General features: G+C 74.5%; 12 protein-coding genes. 3 read left to right on the top strand and 9 right to left on the bottom strand.

Features of this window, described 5'->3' with window-relative positions; all coding sequences use genetic code 11:
- Positions 1-16 precede the first annotated feature (16 nt).
- The 9 genes from ACIQ6R_RS07840 to ACIQ6R_RS07800 form a co-directional block, all read right to left on the bottom strand.
- The gene (locus ACIQ6R_RS07840) at positions 17-1,570 is read right to left on the bottom strand and encodes a hypothetical protein (protein WP_404219570.1); all 1,554 of its coding nucleotides are present in this window, start codon (positions 1,568-1,570) and stop codon (positions 17-19) included.
- 101 nt (positions 1,571-1,671) lie between these two features.
- Positions 1,672-2,949 (bottom strand): hypothetical protein, encoded by a 1,278-nt coding sequence (locus tag ACIQ6R_RS07835; RefSeq protein ID WP_404219568.1) that lies wholly within the window; start codon positions 2,947-2,949, stop codon positions 1,672-1,674.
- The gene (locus tag ACIQ6R_RS07830; protein WP_404219566.1) at positions 2,946-5,180 is read right to left on the bottom strand and encodes a CDP-glycerol glycerophosphotransferase family protein; all 2,235 of its coding nucleotides are present in this window, start codon (positions 5,178-5,180) and stop codon (positions 2,946-2,948) included. Before ACIQ6R_RS07830 ends, ACIQ6R_RS07835 begins: the two co-directional genes overlap by 4 nt.
- A gap of 7 nt (positions 5,181-5,187) precedes the next feature.
- On the bottom strand, positions 5,188-7,395 hold the full coding sequence (locus ACIQ6R_RS07825) for a CDP-glycerol glycerophosphotransferase family protein (RefSeq protein WP_404219564.1): 2,208 nt from the start codon (positions 7,393-7,395) through the stop codon (positions 5,188-5,190).
- A gap of 195 nt (positions 7,396-7,590) precedes the next feature.
- Positions 7,591-9,852 carry a CDP-glycerol glycerophosphotransferase family protein gene (locus ACIQ6R_RS07820; protein ID WP_404219562.1) on the bottom strand — a complete coding sequence of 754 codons (2,262 nt, stop codon included), beginning with the start codon at positions 9,850-9,852 and terminating at the stop codon, positions 7,591-7,593.
- Between the two features lie 178 nt (positions 9,853-10,030).
- Positions 10,031-10,948, bottom strand: coding sequence for a carbohydrate ABC transporter permease (locus ACIQ6R_RS07815; RefSeq protein ID WP_404219560.1), 918 nt, complete (start codon positions 10,946-10,948; stop codon positions 10,031-10,033).
- Positions 10,945-12,291 carry a carbohydrate ABC transporter permease gene (locus ACIQ6R_RS07810; RefSeq protein WP_404176827.1) on the bottom strand — a complete coding sequence of 449 codons (1,347 nt, stop codon included), beginning with the start codon at positions 12,289-12,291 and terminating at the stop codon, positions 10,945-10,947. The genes ACIQ6R_RS07815 and ACIQ6R_RS07810 overlap by 4 nt, the downstream gene beginning before the upstream one ends.
- Positions 12,292-12,295: 4 nt before the next feature.
- Entirely contained in the window at positions 12,296-13,693 is a 1,398-nt protein-coding gene (locus ACIQ6R_RS07805) for an ABC transporter substrate-binding protein (protein WP_404219558.1), read from the bottom strand.
- Positions 13,694-14,048: 355 nt separating this feature from the next.
- Entirely contained in the window at positions 14,049-18,209 is a 4,161-nt protein-coding gene (locus tag ACIQ6R_RS07800) for an FHA domain-containing protein (protein ID WP_404219634.1), read from the bottom strand.
- A 443-nt stretch (positions 18,210-18,652) separates the two neighbouring features.
- On the opposite strand from ACIQ6R_RS07800, the gene ACIQ6R_RS07795 reads away from it, so the two are divergent.
- The 3 genes from ACIQ6R_RS07795 to prfB all read left to right on the top strand — a co-directional run bounded on the left by ACIQ6R_RS07795 (position 18,653) and on the right by prfB (position 22,980).
- On the top strand, positions 18,653-20,386 hold the full coding sequence (locus tag ACIQ6R_RS07795) for a serine/threonine-protein kinase (protein WP_404219556.1): 1,734 nt from the start codon (positions 18,653-18,655) through the stop codon (positions 20,384-20,386).
- A 143-nt stretch (positions 20,387-20,529) separates the two neighbouring features.
- Positions 20,530-21,774: a serine/threonine-protein kinase gene (locus ACIQ6R_RS07790; RefSeq protein ID WP_404176836.1), complete on the top strand. Its 1,245-nt coding sequence runs from the start codon at positions 20,530-20,532 to the stop codon at positions 21,772-21,774.
- A 99-nt stretch (positions 21,775-21,873) separates the two neighbouring features.
- On the top strand, positions 21,874-22,980 hold the full coding sequence (gene prfB / locus ACIQ6R_RS07785) for a peptide chain release factor 2 (RefSeq protein WP_376675732.1): 1,107 nt from the start codon (positions 21,874-21,876) through the stop codon (positions 22,978-22,980).
- Positions 22,981-23,193: the final 213 nt, after the last annotated feature.

Raw genomic sequence — 23,193 nt, 5'->3', positions numbered from 1 at the left:
GCGGCCGAGCCGGCGCTCACCCGACCCGCGCCAGCACCTCGCCCGTCCGCTCGCTCCACGCCACCACCACCGCCTCCTCGGGCACCGGCCGCCAGCGGGTCAGCAGCAGCCAGCGGACGTCGTAGCGGCGGACGACGGTGGCACGCTCGGCGCGGGTCGAACCGGGCGCGAGGTACGCCTCGACGTCGGCCACCCGCCGCCCGCGTTCCCGCTCGTCCAGCGACGGGTCCGGCCAGGCGGGCGCCGCGAGGTTCGGCCCGTACCCGGCGATGGCGTGACCGGCGTAGTAGCCGTCGGTGATCACGACCTCGCCGGGGCCGATGTGCCGGGCCGCCCACTCGTACGTCGGCCAGTTCGGCGGTTGCTCGAAGCCGACCGGGTCGAGCGGGCGCGGCACCACCGCCCCGGCGTGGACCGTGAGGAACCCCAGCAGTGCCCCCGCCGTGGCGGTCCGGGCCAGCGCCCTGCGCCACCGTCCCCACGGCCGGGGCGCCGCCAGCTCCACCGCCAGGGCGAACTGCAACGGCACCAGCGTGAGCCCGAGGATCCGGCCGTAGGTGTAGTGGCCGCTGAACCAGCCGTACGCCACCACCGCGCAGTCCAGCGCGAACATCAGCACCAGCGGATCCCGCGACGACCGGCGTCCGCGCAGCCACAGCGCGGGCAGCCCGAGCAGCGCCAGCCAGAACTCCCCGGGCAGGTCCAGGTACAGGAGCCGGTGCATGCCGTCCACGCTGTCGTCACCGGCCAGCGCGAACACGTCGAAGTACGGCCACACCGCCGCCGACGCCACCGCCGCGCCGCCCGTCAGCGCCCACCGTCCGGCGACCGCCCCGCGCCACCCGCGCTGCCAGCCGGCGACCAGGGCCACCGCGCCCAGCGCCGCCGCCACCGCCGTGATCGGGTGGACGAGGAGGACCAGGCCGTAGAGGAGACCGAGTCCGGCGTATCCGGGCAGGCCGCGCAGGCCGCTCGGGCCCACGTACCGCACCCGGCGCGGATCCCGTGCCCGCGCCCCGGTCAGCGCCCAGGCCCAGAAGGTGAGCCCGATCGCGAAAGCCGACGGGTAGCCCAGGTTGCCCGTCATCGACATCAGCCCGAGGTAGCCGCTCCACCAGGCGCGCTCGGTCCCCCACAGCAGCGTCATCGCGCCCAGTGCCAGCACCGGCGCCCACGGCCGCGGGGACAGCACCCGCACGAAGCGGCCGAGGCCCGTCAGCAGCACCAGCAGGTTCACCGGCCCGGCGAGCCGCACCACCTCCCAGCCGCCCAGCCCGGTCAGCCGGGCGAACAGGCCCTGCGCCAGCGCGTACGGCGAGTAGTACGCGCTTCCCGCACCCGGCAGGTCGGCCATCGGGTGGCGGGGGTGGAGGAGGTCGGCCTTCAGGCGCTCGACGACGGCCGCGTGCTGGCCGGCGTCACAGCACAGCGGCACCGCCCAGTACGCCAGCGTCATCAGGAGGAAGAACAGGAACCCCGCGGCCTGGTACGGGCTGGGGCGCCAGAGGCGGCCGCCGCGCAGCGCCGTCGCGCCGCGCACGGAACGCCGGACAAGGACGCCGGCGCTCACGGGACAGTCGAAGGGTGGGACATTCGGGACATTTGGCGTATGTTCCCGATGAACCCGCCGAGGTCAACGACATGACCTCACATCACCCCATCGAGTGCGGGTCAGCTGGTCGCGCGCGCCCGGTCCGCCTGCCCCTGCGCCGGCAGCGCCACCCGCCCCCGCACCACCGGCTCCAGCAGCAGAGGCACCCCCACCACCGGCAGCAGCCACGCCAGCACGATCAGCCGCCCGCCCCAGATGTCGATGTCCGGATGCCCGGCCTGGGTGAGGATCCCGGTGAACGCCGCCGCGACCAGGAAGCCGCCGACCGCGCCGCCGCGCCGCAGCGCGCCCCACGCTCCGGCGCCGAGGGCCGCGACGAACAGCGGCTCCCACGCCTGCCGGCGCAGCCACTCCACCCAGAAGTTGCCCTGCAGCTGCCAGAACTCCGGCCACGGATCCTCCCGGTCCGGCCGGGCGAAATGGCCGGTCAGCAGGTCCTGGAGGCTGTCGGACACGGACGGGTAGTGCAGCAGCCGGGCCAGCGCCATCGTCAGGACGGCCCCGGCGAGACCGACCGCCGCGAGCGCGAGCACGTCCCGGCCCGGCGGCCGGCCCCGCCGGTGCCGCCGCAGGGCGATCAGCGCTCCCGCCACCGCCAGGCACACCCCGAGGAACAGCGCCTGGTTGTGCTTGACGGTGAACAGCGCCACCAGCGACCCGGCGACCACGGCGAGCCCCGCCCGCTCGCGCCCCGCCCGCAGCACCAGCGCACAACCCCACACCGCCGCCAGGGTCAGCGCCAGCAGCAGCCCCTCGGTCATCGGGCGCATGGCGGTCGTCCCGCACGGCAGCACGTAGTACAGCGCCTGCCCGGCCAGCGCGAGCGGCACCGGCACGGACAGGGTGCGCAGGATCAGGAAGGCGAGGACGCCGCCCGCGCACGCGATGACGACGCTCGCCGCCCACAGCCCCCACGTCACCCCGAAGGCCATGACGAACGGCAGCAGGAACGCCGGGTAGCCGGGCCGCGCCTCGAAGATCCGCATGAAGCGTTCCTCCATGTACGGCACGGTGTGCCCGCCGGTCTGCCCGGCCGTCAGCCGCGGCTCCACGTGCCGCCACTCCCGCTCCCGGCACTCGTCCATGACCCGGTCGGTGGGGTCGGGACGGTGGAAGCGGACCACGTGCACGCTCTGGTTCCGCCGGGCCGTCGACGCCTGGCTCGTGCACACGTAGTCGATGGTGGCCGCCGCCACCCCGCGCTTGCTCCCGCCGCCGAGGCTCAGGGCGTACGACAGGTAGTTCTTGGTGTCGGGGGTGTCGCGGCCGGTGACGTTGGCGAGCTGGAGCAGGGCGAACACCGCGGCCAGGAGCAGCACCCAGGTGCGCGGCCTCACGACGAGGTCAGCAGGTCGCGGCCGGCCGGGACGGCACGGGCACCGGGGACGCCCAGGGGCTCCGGTTCGGGCATCGGCTCGCCCAGCATCAGCGTCCGTACGACGCGCTCGGCGGCCAGCCCGTCGTCGTACTCGCAGAACCGGGCCCGGAACGCGGACCGCAGCCGCGCCGCCTCCTCGTCCCGCCACGCGCCCGACGCCAGCAGCCACGCCAGCTCCCGGTAGGAGCGCGACACATGGCCCGGCGCCTCGGCGGTGATGTCGAAGTAGGCGCCGCGGCTCGCCGTGTAGGCGCCCCAGTCGTCGGCGTGGATCACGATCGGCCGGTCCAGGAGGGCGTAGTCGAACATCAGGGCGGAGTAGTCGGTGAGCAGCAGGTCGGAGGCGAGCATCAGGTCCTCCACGTGCGGCTCGTCCGTCGCGTCGATCAGGACGCCCCGCCGGTGCAGCTCCGAAAGCCCCATGCCGCGCGCCGGACCGGTGGCGAGGGACGGGTGCAGGCGGACCACCAGGGTGTGGCCGTCGCCGAGGTCGGCGGCGAGCCGGGCCAGGTCGATCCGCTCCACGTACCCGCCGCGCCGGTACTCGCGGCGGGTCGGCGCGTACAGCACGACGGTGTGCCCGTCGGGGACGCCGAGCCGCTCGCGGACCCGGCGGCCGTCCTCCGGGCCCGCGCCCACCAGCACGTCGTTGCGCGGGCTGCCGGTGTGCACGGACGCGAAGTGGCACGGGTACGCCCGCTCCCACACCCGCTCCGCGTACCGGCCCGCGACCAGGCTGTAGTCCCAGCGGTCGGCACGGCGCAGCATCTGCGGCACGTCCACCCCGTGCCGGGCGCCGGGCCGGCCCAGCAGATCGGCGCCCATGTACTTGAGCGGGGTGCCCTGGTGGGTGTGGATGTGGACGCTGCCGGGGCGCTTGGCCACGGCGCCGGGCCAGTTGACGTTGTTGACGAAGAACGTGGCCCGCTCGGTCACCCGGCGGTAGTCCGCGCTGCCCAGGAGCACGTACTCCGTGCCCGGCGGCAGCGCGGCCGGGTCCGCCGCGCACTCCTCGTCGCGCACCACCCACACCCCGCGCAGGTGCGGGGCGATCTCGCGGGCCTTGCGGTAGACCGCCGCCGGGTCGCCCAGCACGCCCCGGTGGGAGAACGCCGAGTACACGGCGAGGCCGGCGTCCAGCGGGCGGCGGCGGTTCACCGCGGTCCGCACCCGTCCCGCACGTCCGGCCACCGCCCCGCACGCCTGCCGCGCCCGGCGCTCCAGCTCCCGGCCGGCCCGCCCGGACTGGCGCCGCAACAGGTAGGCGGCGTATCCGCCGTTCAGCACCCGCAGCTCGGCCGGGATCTCGGCGCCCTCCGGCCGGTACGCGCGGAACATCTCGGCGGTGCGGCGGAAGAACTCCGCCTTGTCGGCGGGCGGCAGCCGGTCCGGCTTGGACAGGATGTCCAGGCAGTGCTCGCCCATCTTGGCGTGCAGGAACGGCCGCCAGCGGGCCAGCTCCGGGCGGGCGTCGAGGAAGGCGAAGACCCGCTCGTACTGCGCGTGGACGTCGAAGTGCTTGCGGCTGGTGGTGGACAGGATGTTGCCCTGGCGACGCTGCCGGTAGTTCAGGCAGATGCGGTCCAGCGTGGCGATCCGCCCGGCACCGAACATGACCGGGAAGGTCCAGGGGGTGTCCTCGTAGTAGCCCGGCGGGAAGGTGAAGCCCTCCCGCTCCACGAAATCGCGCCGGTACACCTTGTTCCACACCACCATCAGCAGGTCGAGGATGCCGGGGTGCTCGGCGGCCGTGAAGGTGCCGTCGCCCGCCTCCGCCAGCACGTTGGCCAGGACGTTGCGCCGCGTGCCGCCCCACCAGTAGGTGCGCGCGTAGTCGAAGACCAGCACGTCCGGGTCGTCCGTCTCCGCGAGCCGGTCGGCCATCGCGCGCAGGGCGCCCGGGGTGAGGGTGTCGTCGCTGTCGAGGAAGAAGAGGTAGTCGCCGGTGGCGTGCGGCAGCCCGGCGTTGCGGGCCCGGCCGAGGCCCACGTTCTCCTCCAGGTGCAGCACGCGCACCCGTTCGTCGCGGGCGGCGTACTCGTCGAGGATCGCGCCGCAGCCGTCCGGCGAGCAGTCGTTCACGGCGATGACCTCGATGTCCCGGTAGGACTGGTCCAGGACGGAGTCGAGGCACTCGCGCAGGAAGCCCTGCACCTTGAAGCAGGGGATGATGACGCTGAAGCGGGGCACGGCGGGGTCAGCTCCTTACGAGGGGGGCGGCGGCGGGGGCCGGGACGCGCTCCGCGAGCGGGATCACGGGCGGCAGCGCCTCGGGCGGTTCGCCGAGCAGCACCCGGCGCACGACGCGCTCGGCGGCCCGGCCGTCGTCGAACTCGCAGAACCGCTCCCGGAAGACGGCCCGCAGCGCCGCCGACTCCGCACCCGCGTACGAGCCGTCACGGAAGACGCGGGCCAGCTCCTCCGGCGTCCGTGCCACCGGCCCCGGCGGCGCCGCCATCAGGTCGAAGTAGACGCCGCGGGTCTCCCGGTAGACGTCCCAGTCGTCTGCGTACACGACGATCGGCCGGTCCAGGTTGGCGTAGTCGAACATGATCGACGAGTAGTCGGTGACCAGCGCGTCGGCGGCCAGGCACACGTCCTCGGAGGAACGGTGCGAGGTCACGTCGATGACCCGGCCGCTGCCCCGCCTGCCGCCCCGGTCGTAGAAGTAGTGGGCGCGCAGCAGCACCACCACGTCCTCGCCCGCGGCCTCGCAGAACGCCTCCAGGTCCAGGCCGCCCGCGCCGAACCCGCTCTCGTGGTCCCGGTGCGTGGGCGCGTACAGGACGGCCGTCTTCCCCTCCGGGACGCCCAGTTCGCGCCGGACGCGGGCGACGTCGTCGGCGGTCGCCGTGCAGTAGACGTCGTTGCGCGGATAGCCGTACTCCAGGTGCTCGTAGGAACCCGGGAAGGCGCGCTCCCACATCTGGGTGGAGTGGCGGTTGGACGAGATGTTGTGGTCCCAGCGGTCCACGCGGCCCAGCAGCTTGGCGAAGCTGCCGCTCGCCGCGGCCACCACCGGGTACGTCGACTGGTCGACGCCCATGGTCTTCAGCGGCGTGCCGTGCTGCGTCTGCACGTGCACGCTGCCGGGGCGCTTGACGACGCCCTCGGCGAAGTTGGCGTTGTTGACCAGGTACTTGGCGCGGGCCAGTACCTCCCAGTAGCGCCTGCTGCCGATGACGGCGTGGTCGACGTCCTCCGGGACCGTGTGCGCCTGGTCGGGCTCGACCAGGAACACCGCGCGCAGGTGCGGGGCGAGTTCGCGGGCCTTGGCGTGGATCGCGGCCGGGTTGCAGGCGTAGCCGCGGCCCCAGTACGCGCAGTACACGACGAGGCCGGCGTCCAGCGGGCGGCGCAGCGCGCGCCGGTAGCGCAGGCGGGTGCGCAGTCCGTGCGGGCGGGGCAGGCGCCGCAGGACGCCGGTCGCCAGCCGGTTGGCGGCGCGCAGGGCGCGGAAGCCCGCGTACGACCCGGACGCCAGCAGCCGGTGCTGCACGCCGAGCCGGCCGCCCGGCGGCCGGAAACCCGCGGGGCGGTGGCGCCGGTAGAGGCGGCTCGCGCGGCGGAAGAAGACGCGGCGCCCCCGGCGGGTCAGGCGCCGCGGATGGGTGGCCGTCTTCAGGATCGTGGCGAAGAGCTGCTCGAACAGCGGCCCGCGCCGCTCGTCCGGCAGCCCCCGCTCGGCGGCGTGCGCGAGCGCCAGTTCGGCCTGGTCGAGGAGGTCCGCGTGGTGCTCACCGGGCAGGTTCAGCCGGTTGCCCTGCCGCCGCACCAGATGCCGTACGACGACGGAGCGCAGCACGGCCACGCGCTCGGCGCGCGCCGCGACCTGGGCGCCGAAGCCGACGTCGGTGAAGTGCCCGTCCGGGAAGTCCAGCCGCCGTTCGGTGAGGAAGGTACGGCGGTACGCCGCGCTCCAGGCGGGCAGCCGCACGCCGGTGAGGTGCGGGGCGCGGTCGGGGGCGAAGGCGCCGTCCGGGGTCTTCGCCAGCAGCGGGGCGGCCGGGTTGGTCGGCTCGCCCTCCCACCAGGGCACCCGCTCGTGCTCGAAGTACAGCACGTCCACGCCGCCGGTGTCCGCCAGCCGGGCGTCCAGCGCCGCCAGCGCACCCGGCGCGAGGACGTCGTCGCCGTCGAGGAACAGCAGGTACGCGCCGGTCGCCGCCCGCGTCCCGGCGTTGCGCGCCCCGGCCAGCCCGGCCGACGGCGGCGAGTGCACGGGCGCCACCCGGGAGTCCCGCTCGGCGCGCTCCCCGGTGACGTCCGCCGCGACGCGGTCCGGGGCGTCGTGGACCGGGATCAGCTCGAAGTCACCGAAGGACTGGGTGAGGACCGAGTCCAGCGACTGGGACAGCCGCCCCGCGACCCCATGGGACGGGACGATGATGCTGAAGCGGGGCATACTGCTCTTTCTCTCGTTCTCCTGGTCGGCCGGGAGCCTCCCGTCGGCCGGAATCCCCCGTCCGATGGAAGCCACCCCCCGCCGCTCGTGCCGTCCGGCGGCCCGGCCGTCCCGTCGGCCGCCAGGTGGGCGGCCGGGTCGGAGTGGGCCGCGACGAACTGCGGGGCATGCGAACTCCCAGTGGGCAAACGGCGCTCAGAGGCTGTCGGTGACGGTGCGGGGGCCGGCGGGCTGCGGCACCGTGGCCAGCGGGGTGCGGGCCAGGGCCGCGGCGGCCGAGGGCGCGGGGTGCCGTGCGGCGAGCGGCACGACCCGCGGGAGGTCCGTCTCGCCCAGCACCACGCGGCGTACCACGCGTTCCGCGGCGCGGCCGTCGTCCAGCGGGCAGAACCGCTCGCGGAAAGCGGCCCTGAGCTGGGCGGACCGGGATCCGCGCCAGTGGCCGCCGGCGAAGATGTCGATCAGCTCGTCCTCGTCCCGCGCGATCGCGCCCGGCGGGAAGGCGCGCAGGTCGAAGTAGGTGCCGCGGGCCGCCTCGTAGGCTTCCGGCTCGTCGGCGTGGATCACGATCGGCCGGTCCAGACCCGCGTAGTCGAACATCAGTGCCGAGTAGTCGGTGACGAGGGCGTCCGAGGCCAGGCAGAGCGACTCCACGCTCGGGTGGTCGCTGACGTCGAGGAGCCGGCCCCCGGACTCGGCGAGCGGACCGCCGTGGCGGGGGTGCGCGCGGGCCAGCACCATGTAGCGGGGGCCGAGGCGGGTGAGGACGCGCTCCAGGTCCAGGGCGGCGCGCTGGGTGCGCCGGTAGTCGCGGTGGGTGGGCGCGTAGAGGATCGCGACCGTGCCCTCGGGGATGCCGAGCGTCTCGCGCAACCGGGCCACGTCCGCGGGCGTCGCCCGCTGGAGGACGTCGGTGCGCGGCTGGCCGTACTCCAGGGTGGTGTAGCCGCCGGGGTGGACGCGTTCCCAGGTCAGGGTGGAGTGACGGTTGGCGGAGACGACGTAGTCCCAGGAGTCGACGTCGCGCAGCAGCCGGGCGAAGTCGGTGCCGCGGGCGGCGGCCGGGCGTTCCTGGAGGTCCAGGCCCATGTGCTTGAGGGGCGTCCCGGCCTGCGTCTGGATCAGCACCTGGCCCTTCCGCTTGACCAGGCCGGCGTCGAAGGCGGTGTTGTGCACCAGATACCGGGAGCGGGCCAGTGCCGTCCAGTAGGCGGCCGTGCCGGGCGTCAGGCGGCGCGTGCCGGTCGGCACGGTGTGGTGGTGCGCGGGGTCGGCGGCCCACGCCGTGCGGATGTGCGGCGCGAGGTCGCGGAACGCCTCCTCCAGCGCGCCCGGGTTGCAGCCGTGCCCCCGGCCCTCGTCGGCGGCGAAGACGGCACGGTCGGCGCGCAGGGGAAGGCGGCGCTGGACGCGGTAGTGCAGGCGCAGGGCGGCGGTCCGCGCGGTGCGCAGCAGCTTGGCGGCGCCCTTCCCCGTCCGGCGGCGCAGGGCCGACGCCAGCCGCAGGGCCTCGTAGGTGCGGCGCAGGCCCAGCCGGAGCAGGGCGTGGCGCAGGCGCACCGGCAGCGGGGCGGGGGCGCCGGGGACCCGGTAGCGGCGGCAGTGGACGCGGGCCCGGCGCAGGAACTCGCCGCGCAGGGCGCGCGGGAGGCGGTCGGGGCGGGTGAACACCGTCGTCAGGTGGTCGGCCATGCGGCGGTAGAGCACCGGCCGCCAGCGGGCCGGCTCCGGGTGCGACTCCAGGAACGCGAAGACGCGGTCGTACTGCGCGAAGACGTCCAGGTGGCGCTCGCTCGGCGTGCCCAGGATGCTGCCCCGCCGGCGCTGCCGGTAGCGGACGCAGACCCGGTCCAGGGTGGCGATGGACTGAGCCGTCATCAGGACCGGGTAGGTCCAGGGCGTGTCCTCGTAGTAGCCGGGCGGGAAGGTGAGGCCCTCGCGCTCCGCGAACTCCCTTCGCACCGTCTTGTTCCAGGCCACCATCAGCAGCTTCAGCAGTCCCGGCCGGTCGGTGAGCCGGAACGGCGCCGGGCCCTGTTCGGTGAGGTGCCGGGCGGCCTGGTTGCGGACCGCCTCGCCCGACCAGTACGTGCGCGCGTAGTCGTAGACCAGGACGTCCGGCTCCCCGGTCTCCTTCACCCGGTCGGCGATGGCCCGCAGCGCGTCCGGGGCGAGGGTGTCGTCACCGTCGAGGAAGACCAGGTAGTCGCCCCTCGCCCGCTCCATCCCGGCGTTGCGGGCGGGTCCGAGGCCCTGGTTCCCGGGCAGGTGCACGGCGCGTACGCGCGGGTCGCGGGCCGCGAACTCGTCGATGATCGCGCCGCAGGCGTCCGGCGAGCAGTCGTCGACCGCGATCAGTTCGAGGTCCGGACACGACTGGGACAGCACCGACTCCAGGCACTCGTGCAGATACGCCTGAACCTGGTACGCGGGGACGATGACACTGAACCTGGGCACGGGAACATCCATGGGTCGGCGGGGTCGGCGCGGGCGTTCGGCCCGGGAACGGCCAATGGAGTGACTTGGTTACGGCCCCTGCGGCATTCGGGGGACCCCGTGCCCGTGGGAAACCCCCGTACGAAGGAGGGGGCGGGCCGGTGTTCGGCCCGCCCCCTCAAGGGTGCTGTCGCGGCGCCTACTTGACGGCGCCCGCCATCACGCCGGAGACGAACTGCCGCTGGAACGCGAAGAACACGGCGAGCGGGATCACCATGGAGATGAACGCTCCCGGCGCCAGTACGTCGATGTTGTTGCCGAACTGCCGTACCTGCGTCTGCAGGGCGACCGTGATCGGCTGGCTCCCGGAGTCCGAGAAGATCAGCGCGACCAGCATGTCGTTCCACACCCACAGGAACTGGAAGATGCCGAGGCTCGCGATCGCGGGCCCGCCCAGCGGCATCACGACCCGGAGGAACAGCCGCAGTTCGCCCGCGCCGTCGAGGCGGGCCGCCTCCAGCAGCTCCCTCGGGATCTCCGCGAAGAAGTTCCGCAGCAGGAAGACGGCGAAGGGCAGGCCGAAGCCGACGTGGAACAGGATCACGCCGACGACCGACCCGAACAGGCCGATCTTGCCGAAGAGTTCGGCGATCGGGATCAGGGCGACCTGGACGGGGACGACGAGCAGCCCGACCACGGCCAGGAACCACCAGTCGCGGCCCGGGAAGTCCATCCACGCGAAGGCGTAGCCCGCCAGCGACCCGATGACCACCACCAGGACCGTCGCCGGGACCGTGATCAACACGGTGTTGACGAGCGAGGAGGTGATGTCGCCGTTCTCGAGCAGCTCCTCATAGCTCTGGAAGGTGAGCTGGGACGGCTTGGTGAAGACCTCCCACCAGCCGCTCGCCGCCATGTCCCGGGGCGTGCGCAGCGAGGACAGCAGCAGACCGATCGTCGGGACCAGCCAGAACAGGCCCACGACGATCAGGAACACCCTGACCAGCCCGCCGCTGACGCCCTCGGCGAGCCGCGACCCCAGCGACTGCTTCGCCTTGCGGGCCGTCCCGGGCGGTGTCGGCGCCGTCTTCGTGAGGGAGCCCGCGTCCGTGGTCATCGCCGCACCTCCCGCCGCAGCCGCCGTACGTTGAACCACATCACCGGGATGACCAGGAGCAGCAGGAACACCGCGATGGCGCTGGCGATGCCCGGCTGGTCCGAGGCGAAGCCCTTGCGGTACAGCTCCAGGGCGAGCACGTTCGCGTCGTCCTGGGAGGAGCCGGGGGCGATGATGAACACCAGGTCGAAGACCTTCAGGACGTTGATCATCAGGGTGACGGCCACGACCGCCAGGACCGGCGCCAGGAGGGGCACCGTGACCCGTCTGAAGACCTGCCACTCGTTGGCGCCGTCGACCCGGGCGGCTTCGAGCAGCTCGCGCGGGACCCCGGCCAGCCCCGCCGCGATCAGCACCATCGCGAAGCCCGCCCACATCCACACGTACGACCCGATGATGGCCGGTGTGACGAGCGAGGGGCCGAGCCAGTTCAGGCCGTTGTAGGCCTCCTTGAAGTTGTCGGCGGGGAGTCTGAGCTGTGCTCCGTCGGCCGCGGCGGGCAGGGTGAAGGTGCCGTCGCCGGACGCCGTGGTCTCCGCGACGACCTCGCCGTCCTTGACGGCCTCGATCCTCATCCCGGCGTAGCCCAGCTCGGCGGCGTCGACGCCGTTGAGTTTCCCGACGCCCTTGCCGCGGGTGAAGTCCTGCCAGGTGGTGCCGGTGATCTTCCCGTCCTCGGGCCGGGCGGGTGCGGCCTTCTCCGCGCCGTCCGGCATCAGGTCGGGGGCGACGCCGACGAGGGGGAGGACGACGGTCTGCCCCGTGCTCACCGGCTGCTTCGTGATGAACGCGCCGCCGCCGGCCGGCTCCAGCGGCGACTCGCGGCCCGGGTGCGCCTTCGGGAACGCGGACGACTCGGCGAACGTGTCGTGCACACCGACCCACACCGCGTTCGCGACGCCCTTGTCCGGATCCTGGTCGTACACCAGGCGGAAGATGATGCCGGCCGCCAGCATCGAGATCGCCATCGGCATGAAGACGACCAGCTTGAACGCCGTGCCCCAGCGCACCCGTTCGGTCAGCACCGCGAAGATCAGGCCGAGCGCGGTGGCGACCGTGGGCGCGAACACCACCCAGATGATGTTGTTCTTCAGCGCGGTGCGGATGCCGTCGTCGGTGAACAGCGCCTGGTAGTTGTCGAATCCGGCGAAGCCGTCGCCGGACTGGTCGTAGAAGCTGCGGATCAGCGAGTACCCGATCGGGTAGACCACGAGCGCGCCGAGCAGCACCAGGGCGGGCAGCAGGAACAGGGCCGCCACGGTTCTGCGGGTGCCGGTCACGCTCTTGCGCGACTTGGGGGCGGCAGGGCCCCGTGAGGCTCCTGCCGCCGTGGCCGACGTCATCGCGTCAGCCTCCGTAGGCGGCGGCCGCGTCCGCCTCCAGCTTCGCCTGGGCGCCGGCGACGTCCTTCGGGTTCTTCAGGAAGTCCTGGAGCGCCTTCCACTCGCCCTTGCCGGGCGTGCCGCCGAAGGCCTGCGGGGCCTGGTCCGACATGTCGAAGCGGAAGTCGTCGCCGGCCGCGATCAGCGCCTCGGCGATCTTCCTCTGCACGTCGTTCGGGTACGCCGACGCGTCGACGTTCTTGTTCGGCGAGAGGTAGCCGCCGAGCTTCGCCTGGATCGTCGCCGCGTCCGGCGAGGCCAGCCAGGTGGCCAGCGCCTGCGACGCCTTCGAGTCCTCCAGGATCACGGCCGCGTCGCCGCCGGAGACCACCGGCGCGGTGTCGCCGACGGCCGGGAACGGGAACACCTTCGCGTCCGTGCCGACCTTCGCGTCCGTCTCGGCGATGTTGACCTGCACGAAGTCGCCCTCGTAGACCATGCCCGCCTTGGGCTGGTCGCCGCCGGTGAAGGTCTGCGTCACCGAGGCCGGGAACTCGGTCTGCAGCGCGCCGGACGCGCCGCCCGCGACGTAGTCCTTCTTGCCCCAGATCTCGGCGAGGGTGGTCAGCGCCTCCTTGACGGACGGGTCCGTCCACTTGATCTCGTGCTTGGCCAGCTGGTCGTACTTCTCCGGGCCCGCCTGCGAGAGGTAGACGTTCTCGAACCAGTCGGTGAGGGTCCAGCCGTCCGCGCCGCCCACGGAGAACGGCGTGACACCCGAGTCGTAGATCGTCTGGGCGGCGGTGAGCAGCTCGTCCCAGGTCTTGGGCTCGGCGGCGCCCGCGTTCTCGAAGACCTGCGCGTTGTACCAGATCAGGGACTTGTTGGCGGCCTTGTAGTAGACGCCGAACTGCTTGTCGGCGACCTTGCCGATGTCCTGCCAGCCCTGCGAGTAGTTCTCCTGCAGCTCCTCGGTGGCCTCCGCGCCCAGCGGCTTGGCCCAACCCTTCTCCACGGCCTGCTTGATGGCACCGGGCTGCGGGAGCATCGCCACGTCCGGCGGGGCGCCGCCCGCGATCTTCGAGCCGAGGAAGTTGATGATCGGGTCCTGGGCGGGCACGAAGGTCACCTTGGCGCCGGTGCGCTTCTCGAACTCGGCGAGGACCTTCTTGAAGTTCTCCTGCTCGGCGCCGGTCCAGACGGCGGCGACCTCCAGGCTCTCGCCGTCCAGCCTGGGGAGGGTTACGGTGGCGGCCGGCTCCTTGTCGCCGCCCCCCTGACCGCCGTTGTCACCGCTGCTCTTGTCGTCGTCGCCACCGCACGCGGTGAGCGAGAGCGCGAGTGCTCCCGCGGCGAAGGCGGCGGCGGTCCGAGTGGTCCTCTTGACGGTCCTGCGTGATCGGATGGTGCTGCTCGTGCGCATCACTGCCCCGTTCTTCGTTCCTCGTCGAACGTTCGGCGCTGTCCCGTGCGCTCTGGTGTACGCCAGGGGGGTGAGGGCGGCAAGAGCGCGTCCGCTGTCAAGCGGGGGATCGTGACCGCGTCGTGACCAGGTGGGCCGTCGGGAGGGGGCGCGTGGGGAGGGCCGTTGGGAGGGGCGCGTTCGGAGGGGCACGCGGGGAGCGCCACGCGGGGAGCGTCCCGCAGGGAGGGGCACGTCGGAGGCGCCACGTAGGGAGGGCCGTTGGGAGGGGCACGCGGGGAGCGCCACGTAGGGAGGGCCGTTGGGAGGGGCGCGTCGGGAGGGGCGCGTGGAAGGGGCGGTGTCGCGCCGGGCGTCACAACAGCGACGGCACCTCCGCCGCCGACACCTCGCGCGCGGTCCGCTCCAACGCGCTGGCCAGCAACGCCAGATCCGTCGGACCGTTGCCCAGCTCGCGCACCGGGCGCCGGGTGGGCGGGTCGCCCATGCGGTGCCACTCCAGGGGGACCACGGTGGGCCGCAGCGTCGCCGTCCGCGGGATGCGTCCGGTGACCCGGCCGCCCTGGAACACCAGGGAGCGCCCCTCCGCGGAGGTCAGCCGCCCACGCCCCGGCGCCGGTTCGTCCGGCCCCGGCACCGGCGCGTCCAGGGCGACCCGCAGCGCTGCCCGGCGGGCCGGCTCCGTCTGTTCCGTACGGCCCCCGGGACCGGTGGCGGCCACCAGGTGCACCCCGAGCCGCTCGCCCTCCCGCGCGACGGCCTCCAGTGCCCGCATCACCGACCCCGCCGCGGGCCGTCCGGGCGAGCCGAGCGGGGGAGTGACGAGCGCGTCGAGGTCGTCCACGACCACGACCAGCCGGGGCAGCGGCGGCACGGCCGCCGCCCGGCGCCGGGCGGCACCGGGACGCAGCCGCAGGGTGGAACTGGGCGGGGAGTCGAGGTCCCCGGCGTCCGGTATGGCCCCGGCGCCGGCCGCGCCCGGCGCCGTGCGCTGGGTGACCATCCGGCCCGACACCTCGCGCCCGGCGTGCCACTCGGCGAAGTCCGACCGTCCGAGCAGCTCGGCGCGCCGCTTCAGCTCGGCGCTCAGGGACTGCGCGAACTCCCGCATGCGGACGGGGTCGTTGACGGCGAGGTGGGTGGTGACGTGCGGTACGTCCGTACAGACACGCAGCCCTTCCCCGTGCCCGCCGCCCGAGCTCACGCTGTCCCGGCCGTCGATCAGGACGATCCCGAGGCGGTCGGGGCGTTCGGCGGAGGCGAGCGAGGCGACCAGTGCCCGCAGCAGCTCGGTGCGTCCGCTGCCGGGCGGTCCCTCGACCAGCAGGTGCGGCCCCTCGGCCGCGAGGTCGACGGTGACCGGGCCGCGCGGCCCGGCGCCCAGCACGGCCTGTGCTCGTCCGCCGAGCGCCTCCGTGTCGTCGGCCGCGGCCGCCCACCGGGCCATCAGGGAAGCGGGGGTGGCCCGGGCGAGGCCCAGCTCGTCGAGGAGCCGGGCCGCCTGGGGCAGCGGTGCGGACACGCGCGCGTGGCGTTCGCCGGTCGCGCCGTCGGTGCGCAGCGGTGCCAGTGCGCGCGCGAACCGCTCGGCCCAGGCGAGGGAGACGGCGTCGACCGTGCCGAGGGTGCCGTGCCCGACCGGTCCGGCGGGGGCGGCCGGAACGCCCGGGGCGCCGGGGGCGCTCTGGGAGGTGCCCGTGCGCGCGATGCGCAGCAGCCGCAGTGCCGTCGCCACGTCGCCGCTGAGCAGCCCCACGGCACCGCACTGCCGGAACACCGGCGACACCGCGCAGGCCGCCTCGTAGGTCTCCGTCACCGGAGAGGTCGGGGAGGCCGCCGCCGTCTCGGCGAGGCACACGACGTGGATGCCGGCCCGCGGGCCCTCCAGGGCCAGCCGCGCCACCGCCTCGCGCACGTCGGCGCCACCGGGGTCACCGTCCACGACGACCACGGAGTACGGCCCGGCGAAGCCGCCGGCCGGGTCGGTCCCGTCGTCGGGCCGCGCCCAGGAGGGCTGCCGGGGGGTGCCCGCGGCCGGTGTCGGGCCGGCTGCGGGGCCAGCTGTGGGGTCGGCTGCGGGGTTGGCCCGGTGTGCGGCCTGGGGGGGAGCCGCCGCCGGGGCGGTGCCCGCGGCTGCTGCCCACCCGGCCGCGGGGTCGGCCGCGGGACCGGCCCGGTGCGCGTCCTGCGAGGGGGCCGCCGGCTGGGCCGGGATCGTGCCGGCGAGGGCCGCCGGCCGTGCACCGGTCCGGGTGTCCGTCAGGTGGTCCTCCAGGCGGCGGAGGAGTTCGTGGGCGCGGGCCGTGGCCTGTTCGCGGTCGTAGGCGAGCAGCAGGCGGCAGTCCTGGCCGTGTCCCGGGCGCAGCTGCGGCAGCCAGCCCAGCCAGGACCACTCGGCGGACCGCTCGGCGAGCGGACGGGAGCGGTCCGCGCTGATCAGCACGATCTCCAGGACGTCGGGGGAGTGCAGCGCGGCAAGCTGGGCCAGCACCGCGCGGGCCAGCCCGGAGAGCCGCGCGCGCGGGCCCGCCAGCCCGAGCGCCCCGACCTCGCGCAGCCCGGCGGTCACCGGGACCGCGGGCAGCGGCGCGTCGCCGCCGGGCGCCACCCGGTCGGCCGTGCCGAGCCGCACGGTGAGCGCCTCCGGGTGGCCCGGGCCGCGCTCCCACAGCCGCGGCCCCGGTCCGAGCGCCGTCAGCAGCAACGAGGCGGGGTCCGGCCAGGTCTCCGGCGCACGGGAGGTGCCCGGCGGGGCCGTCGGCGCCGGTCCGGCGGGTTCCTCGGCGTACGCGGACGTGCCGGACCCGGTGGTGTCCTCGGCGGGGGCGCGCCCGCCGGCCAGCCGCCGCGCCCACGCGCCGAGCCCACCGCGCCTGCGCACGCCCTGGGGGACGTCGGTGCCCCGCAGGGGCGTGCCCTTGCGCCCGGTGCCGGCGTGCGGGCCGGTGCCGGCGCCCGCGAGTCCGGGGGCCACGTCGAAGGGGGCGACCCCGGCGGCGTCCGCGCCGAGGGCGCCCATGCGGGGTGCGCCCGCGCCGGTGGCGTCCGCGTCGGAGGCGTCCGCGCGAGGGGCGTCGATTCCGTAGGCGCCCGCGCCGTACGCGCCGCCGTGCGTGTCGCCTCCGGCGGGAGCCGGTCGGGGCCTGCCCGCCGTGGGTCCGGTGCCATGGCTCTCGATACGGGGTGCACCGCCCTGGCCGGGCACCTGGGGCGGCTCGGTCGGCGCCGCACCGGTGCCGTGATCCGCCGCACCGGTGCCGTGATCCGCCGTGCCGTAGGCGTGGTGCGTCCGCGCGGCGGGGGCGTCCCACCCGTCGGCCCCGGCCCCGGCCCCGGCTCCGCGTGCGGGGGCGGCCGGCCCGCCGGTCCGGTTCGCGTAGCCGTCCGGGGTGCCGGACGTGTGCGGGGGCCCGTCCGCCCCGCCCGCGGTGCGCGGGGGCGTGCCTGTCTTTCCGGGCGTGCGTGCGGCGCCGCCCGGCCCGCCGTCCCGGTCCGCGTAGCCGTCCGGCATGCCCGGCGTGTGCGGGGGCCAGTCCGTCCCGCCCGTCGTGCGAGGGGGCGTGCCTGCCCTTGCGGTCGGGCGCGCGGCGCCGCCCGGCCCGCCGTCCCGGTTCGCGTAGGCGTCCGTCCCGCCCGCCGTGCGCGGGTGCGTGCCCGGCCGCCCGGTCGTGCGTGCGGGGTCGTCCGTCACACCGGTCGTGTGGCGGGAACCGTCCGCCCCGCCCGCCGTACGCGCGGAACCGCCCGCCGTGTCGCCCACGGGTGCGTGGCCCCGTGCCCCGTCGGCCACGCGCGCGTGGACCACCTCGTCGCCGTCTCCCGCCCCGGCGGCGGACGGGAGGGTCGGCGCGCCGGACAGCCGTACGTGCCCCTCGCCGTCCGGTGTCGTCGCCACCCGCGCCTGCGCGCCCTGGGGGACCGGCACGAGCCGCAGGGCCGACTCGCCGATCCGCAGCAGCGCCCCCGGTGCGAAGCGGACCGGGCGGGTGCCCACGCGGGTGCCGTCCAGAGTGGTGCCGTTGGTGGAGCCGAGGTCGGCGACCGAGACGTGGCCGTCGGAGGCGACGGTCACGGCGCAGTGCATCCGGGAGACGTCCGGGTCGTCCAGCGCGACGTCGGCGTCGGCGGAGCGGCCGAGCTGGATCTGGCCGCCGTGCAGCAGGTGGACGCCGCCGGCGTCGGGACCGGCGACCACGTGGAGCTGGGCCGGGACGTCGGCCGGCTCGGTGTGCGGGTCGGGCTCGCCCGGCGCGCCCAGGCAGAGCACGGCGCCGTCGGTCAGCGGGGGCTCGCCCAGGGTGCTGCGCTGGGCGTCGAGCCGCTGCGCGCCGGCGTAGAGCACCACCTGGCCGGAGCCCGTGCCCTCACCGCCGGGGAGCGCCGCGGCCAGCGCGGAGGCGACCGCGGCCAGGGCCGTGCCGGCCGGTGCGGTGACCAGCACGTCGCAGCTCGCGGCGCGGCCCCCCACCGAAGCATGCGGGCCCAGCGGGTCTACGACGGTCAGCCGGATCTGCATCGCCGTCAGCGGTCCCTTCGCGCGGGCGCCCGCGCGCCGGGGACAGAAGCCGTCTACCACGGTCCCCCACCGCGGACTTCCCCCACCGCCACACGAGCACGTCGGCCAGTACTGCACGCATCCTCGCACCTGCCACTGACAACGCGCCCGCCGCCCGCCGTCAAATGATCTTGATTGGTCGTCTCTGCCCGCAAAAGTGCCTGACGGGTGGCGCCCCGATGATCGAATGGCGTCCGCTTGAGATCGGTCACGTCCGGGCCCGGCAACCAAGGGACCGGACCGAGCGTCTTTCCTTCGAACATGCACCTGAACGGGTACCGGACGCGGAACGTAAGACGTACCTGCGGACCTTTGGGAACCCCACAGAACGACGACAGCCCGGTGCCGGGAGCACGGCACTACAGTGGGTCGGAACAGCCAGCAAGCAACAGGGAGCGCATGACGTGCGGCCGGTAGGCAGCAAGTACCTCCTCGAGGAGCCCCTCGGTCGCGGCGCGACGGGCACCGTCTGGCGGGCCCGCCAGCGGGAGACCGCGGGCGCCGAGGCGGCCGTGGCCGGACAGCCCGGCGAGACCGTCGCGATCAAGGTCCTCAAGGAGGAGCTCGCGAGCGATCCCGACATCGTGATGCGCTTCCTGCGGGAGCGCTCCGTCCTGCTCCGGCTGACCCACCCCAACATCGTCCGGGTCCGCGACCTGGTCGTCGAGGGCGAGCTGCTGGCGCTCGTCATGGACCTCGTCGACGGTCCCGACCTGCACCGCTACCTGCGCGAGAACGGGCCCTTCACCCCGGTCGCCGCGGCGCTGCTCACCGCTCAGATCGCCGACGCCCTCGCCGCCAGCCACACCGACGGCGTCGTCCACCGCGATTTGAAGCCGGCCAACGTCCTGCTGAAGCAGACCGACGGCGAGATGCACCCGATGCTCACCGACTTCGGCATCGCCCGCCTCGCCGACTCACCCGGCCTCACCCGCACCCACGAGTTCGTCGGCACGCCCGCGTACGTGGCGCCGGAGTCCGCCGAGGGCCGCCCGCAGACCTCCGCCGTCGACGTGTACGGCGCCGGCATCCTGCTGTACGAGCTGGTCACCGGCCGTCCCCCGTTCGGCGGGGGCTCCGCGCTGGAGGTGCTGCACCAGCACCTGAGCGCCGAACCGCGGCGCCCCTCCACCGTCCCCGACCCGCTGTGGACGGTCATCGAGCGCTGCCTGCGCAAGAACCCCGACGACCGCCCCAGCGCCGAGAACCTCGCCCGCGGCCTGCGCGTCGTCGCCGACGGCATCGGCGTGCATTCGAGCAGCGCGCAGATCGGCGCCGCCGAGAACGTCGGCGTGCTCCTCGCCCCCGACCCGGCGCCCGCGCGGGTACCGGGCGCCCCCGGCGGCGCGGACCCGACGCAGGTCCTCCCGCGGAACCCGAACGGCGCCTACGACCCGAACGGCGCGACCAGCGTCCTGCCGCACACCGGCAACGCCTCGGGCGCCGCCGACCCCACCGCCGTACTCCCGAACCGCGGCGCGGCCGACCCGACCGCCGTCATGCCGCCGGTGCCGCCGGGACAGCCGGGCGGACCGGGGCAGGGCCAGGGCGGGCAGCCCGGTGGGCCCGACGACCCGCACCCCTGGCAGAACCAGCTGCGCGCCGCCCGCGACCGCAACGAACAGACGCAGGTCCAGTACCTCGACCCGGACCAGGACCCGCTGCGCCGCCGCCCCCAGCGGCAGGTCTCCCGCCCGCAGCGGCAGCCCCGCCAGAGCCCGCAGGGTCCGCCGCCCCAGCAGCCCGGCTACGGCTATCCGCAGCAGCAGCCGCAGCGCTACGCCACCCCGCAGCCTCAGCAGCCCCAGCAGGCGCCCCGGCCCCAGCCGCAGCGCTACGCCCCGCCGCCCACGCCCGAGCCCCAGCCGCCCCGGCGTGAGCCCAGGCCGCCCAGGCAGCGCGGTGCCAACCCCATGCGGATCCCCGGGCTCGGCTGCCTCAAGGGATGCCTGTTCACGCTCGTCATCCTGTTCGTGGCCGGCTGGCTCATCTGGGAGCTGAGCCCGCTGCAGGACTGGATCGGTACGGGCAAGGGCTACTGGGAGCAGCTCAGCGACTGGTTCACCACCGTGACCGACTGGTTCGGCGAACTGGGCGGCGACAGCGGCTCGGGCGGCGGGACCTCGTCCGGCGGCTGAGCCGCCGGCGGACCGCGTCGCCGCCGAGTCCGACGACGAGCCTGGAGATTTGTCGACATCCGGCGGGTGATTTCCGCCTCCGCTGTGAAGGTTGGCTCCTCGGACGCGTACTTTTAGCGCAACACGCGTCGGTAGGAGCAGTCTTGGCACGGAAGATCGGCAGCCGGTACACCGCCCACCAGATCCTCGGTCGGGGCAGTGCCGGCACGGTGTGGCTGGGCGAGGGTCCCGAGGGACCCGTCGCGATCAAGCTGCTGCGTGAGGACCTGGCGTCCGACCAGGAGCTCGTCTCGCGCTTCGTGCAGGAGCGCACCGCCCTGCTCGGCCTGGAGCACCCCCACGTCGTCTCCGTGCGCGACCTGGTGGTCGACGGCAACGACCTCGCGCTCGTCATGGACCTGGTCCGCGGTACGGATCTGCGCACCCGCCTCGACCGGGAGCGGCGCCTGGCACCCGAGGCCGCGGTGGCCGTCGTCGCCGACGTCGCCGACGGCCTGGCCGCCGCGCACGCCGCCGGGGTCGTGCACCGCGACGTCAAGCCGGAGAACGTGCTGCTCGACATGCAGGGCCCGCTCGGCCCCGGCGGCTCGCACCCGGCGCTCCTGACGGACTTCGGGGTGGCCAAGCTCATCGACACCCCGCGGCGCACCCGTGCCACGAAGATCATTGGCACGCCGGACTACCTGGCCCCGGAGATCGTCGAGGGTCTTCCCCCGCGCGCGGCGGTGGACATCTACGCGCTGGCCACGGTCCTGTACGAGCTGCTGGCGGGCTTCACGCCGTTCGGCGGGGGCCATCCCGGCGCGGTGCTGCGCCGCCATGTGACCGAGCGGGTCGTCCCCCTCCCCGGCATCCCGGACGAGCTGTGGCAGCTGCTCGTGCAGTGCCTGGCCAAGGCGCCGGCCTCCCGGCTGCGCGCCTCCGAGCTGGGCGCCCGGCTGCGCGAGCTGCTTCCGATGCTGGCCGGGATGGGCCCGCTGGACGTGGACGAGCCCGACGCGGAGCAGGAGGAGGACGCGCCCGAGGAGCCACCGGCGTCGACCGCGCCCGCCGGGGAGCCGGTACGCCGCCGGGGAGCCGTGCCCCTGGTGCCGGGGGCGAAGCCGGCCGACTCCAACCGCGACACGCACACCTCCATGCGCGTACCGGCCCCCGACGAGCTGGCCGGCGGCGCCCGCGGCACCGCCCGGGCCCCGCGCGCGTCCGGCGCCCCGCGCCCCGGCTCGGCCCGCAACCGCGCCGCCGCGCGGCGCCGCCGGCTGGCGCTGGGCGCGGGCGCGGTCGCCCTGGTGGCGGCGGTCGGCGTCGGTACGTGGCTGGCCACGGGCGGTGACGAGGGCGGTGCGGGGCCCCAGGACACGCGGAACTCGGCACCGGCCTCTCCGTGAGGCTCGCCGCGAGGCTCTGCGCCGGGCCGGTCGCGCCGCGGCCGTCGCCGCCGTGACGGCCCGGCGAATACCGGTGGACGGAGCCGTTACGCTGGATGCGTGGCAGTCGTCGATGTATCCGAAGAGCTGAAGTCCCTCTCCTCGACCATGGAGTCGATCGAGGCCGTCCTGGACCTCGACAGGCTGAGGGCAGACATCGCCGTGCTCGAGGAGCAGGCGGCCGCGCCGTCCCTCTGGGACGACCCGGAGGCGGCGCAGAAGATCACCAGCAAGCTCTCCCACCTCCAGGCCGAGGTGCGGAAGGCCGAGGCCCTGCGCGGCCGGATCGACGATCTCGGCGTGCTCTTCGAGATGGCCGAGGAGGAGGACGACCCGGACACCCGCGCCGAGGCCGAGTCCGAGCTCACGGCCGTCAAGAAGGCGCTGGACGAGATGGAGGTCCGCACGCTGCTCTCGGGTGAGTACGACTCCCGTGAGGCGCTCGTCAACATCCGCGCCGAGGCCGGTGGCGTGGACGCCGCCGACTTCGCCGAGAAGCTCCAGCGCATGTACCTGCGCTGGGCCGAGCAGCGCGGCTACAAGACCGAGATCTACGAGACGTCGTACGCGGAGGAGGCCGGCATCAAGTCGACCACCTTCGCCGTGCAGTCGCCGTACGCCTACGGCACCCTCTCCGTCGAGCAGGGCACGCACCGCCTGGTGCGCATCTCGCCCTTCGACAACCAGGGGCGCCGGCAGACCTCCTTCGCGGGGGTCGAGATCCTCCCCGTGGTCGAGCAGACCGACCACATCGAGATCGACGAGTCCGAGCTGCGGGTGGACGTGTACCGCTCGTCCGGTCCCGGCGGCCAGGGCGTCAACACCACCGACTCCGCGGTGCGGCTCACCCACCTCCCCACCGGCATCGTGGTCTCCTGCCAGAACGAGCGCTCCCAGATCCAGAACAAGGCCACCGCGATGAACGTCCTCCAGGCCAAGCTCCTGGAGCGGCGCCGCCAGGAGGAGCAGGCCAAGATGGACGCCCTCAAGGGCGACGGGGGCAACTCCTGGGGCAACCAGATGCGTTCGTACGTGCTGCACCCGTACCAGATGGTCAAGGACCTGCGCACCGAGCACGAAGTGGGCAACCCCGAGGCCGTGTTCAACGGCGAGATCGACGGTTTCCTGGAGGCCGGAATTCGCTGGCGCAAGCAGCAGGAGAAGTAGCGCGAAGCGGTGACGCCGCTTTGTCGACAAGGCAACTGCCGTCCTTCCGGCGGCGGTTGCCTTTTGTCTGGCCCCCTCTCCGCCGGTGATGTCTGGGTTTTGCATCACACTCACACCCTTTGTGTCCGGCATACGTCCCTTACCTGGACATCGCGTACGCAACGACCTTGACGTTGCCTTGAACATTCGTAAGGGTGAGGCGCGGCATGCGTA

This window comes from Streptomyces sp. NPDC096048, assembly GCF_044763415.1.
Taxonomy (GTDB): Bacteria; Actinomycetota; Actinomycetes; order Streptomycetales; family Streptomycetaceae; genus Streptomyces.
This window is presented reverse-complemented; position numbering and strand designations above follow the sequence as displayed.

Coding starts and splice junctions, on each gene's coding strand:
- ACIQ6R_RS07800 (WP_404219634.1), bottom strand. CDS start 18,209: ATGCAGATCCGGCTGACCGTCGTAGACCCGCTGGGCCCGCATGCTTCG.
- ACIQ6R_RS07815 (WP_404219560.1), bottom strand. CDS start 10,948: ATGACCACGGACGCGGGCTCCCTCACGAAGACGGCGCCGACACCGCCC.
- ACIQ6R_RS07810 (WP_404176827.1), bottom strand. CDS start 12,291: ATGACGTCGGCCACGGCGGCAGGAGCCTCACGGGGCCCTGCCGCCCCC.
- ACIQ6R_RS07825 (WP_404219564.1), bottom strand. CDS start 7,395: ATGCCCCGCTTCAGCATCATCGTCCCGTCCCATGGGGTCGCGGGGCGG.
- ACIQ6R_RS07805 (WP_404219558.1), bottom strand. CDS start 13,693: ATGCGCACGAGCAGCACCATCCGATCACGCAGGACCGTCAAGAGGACC.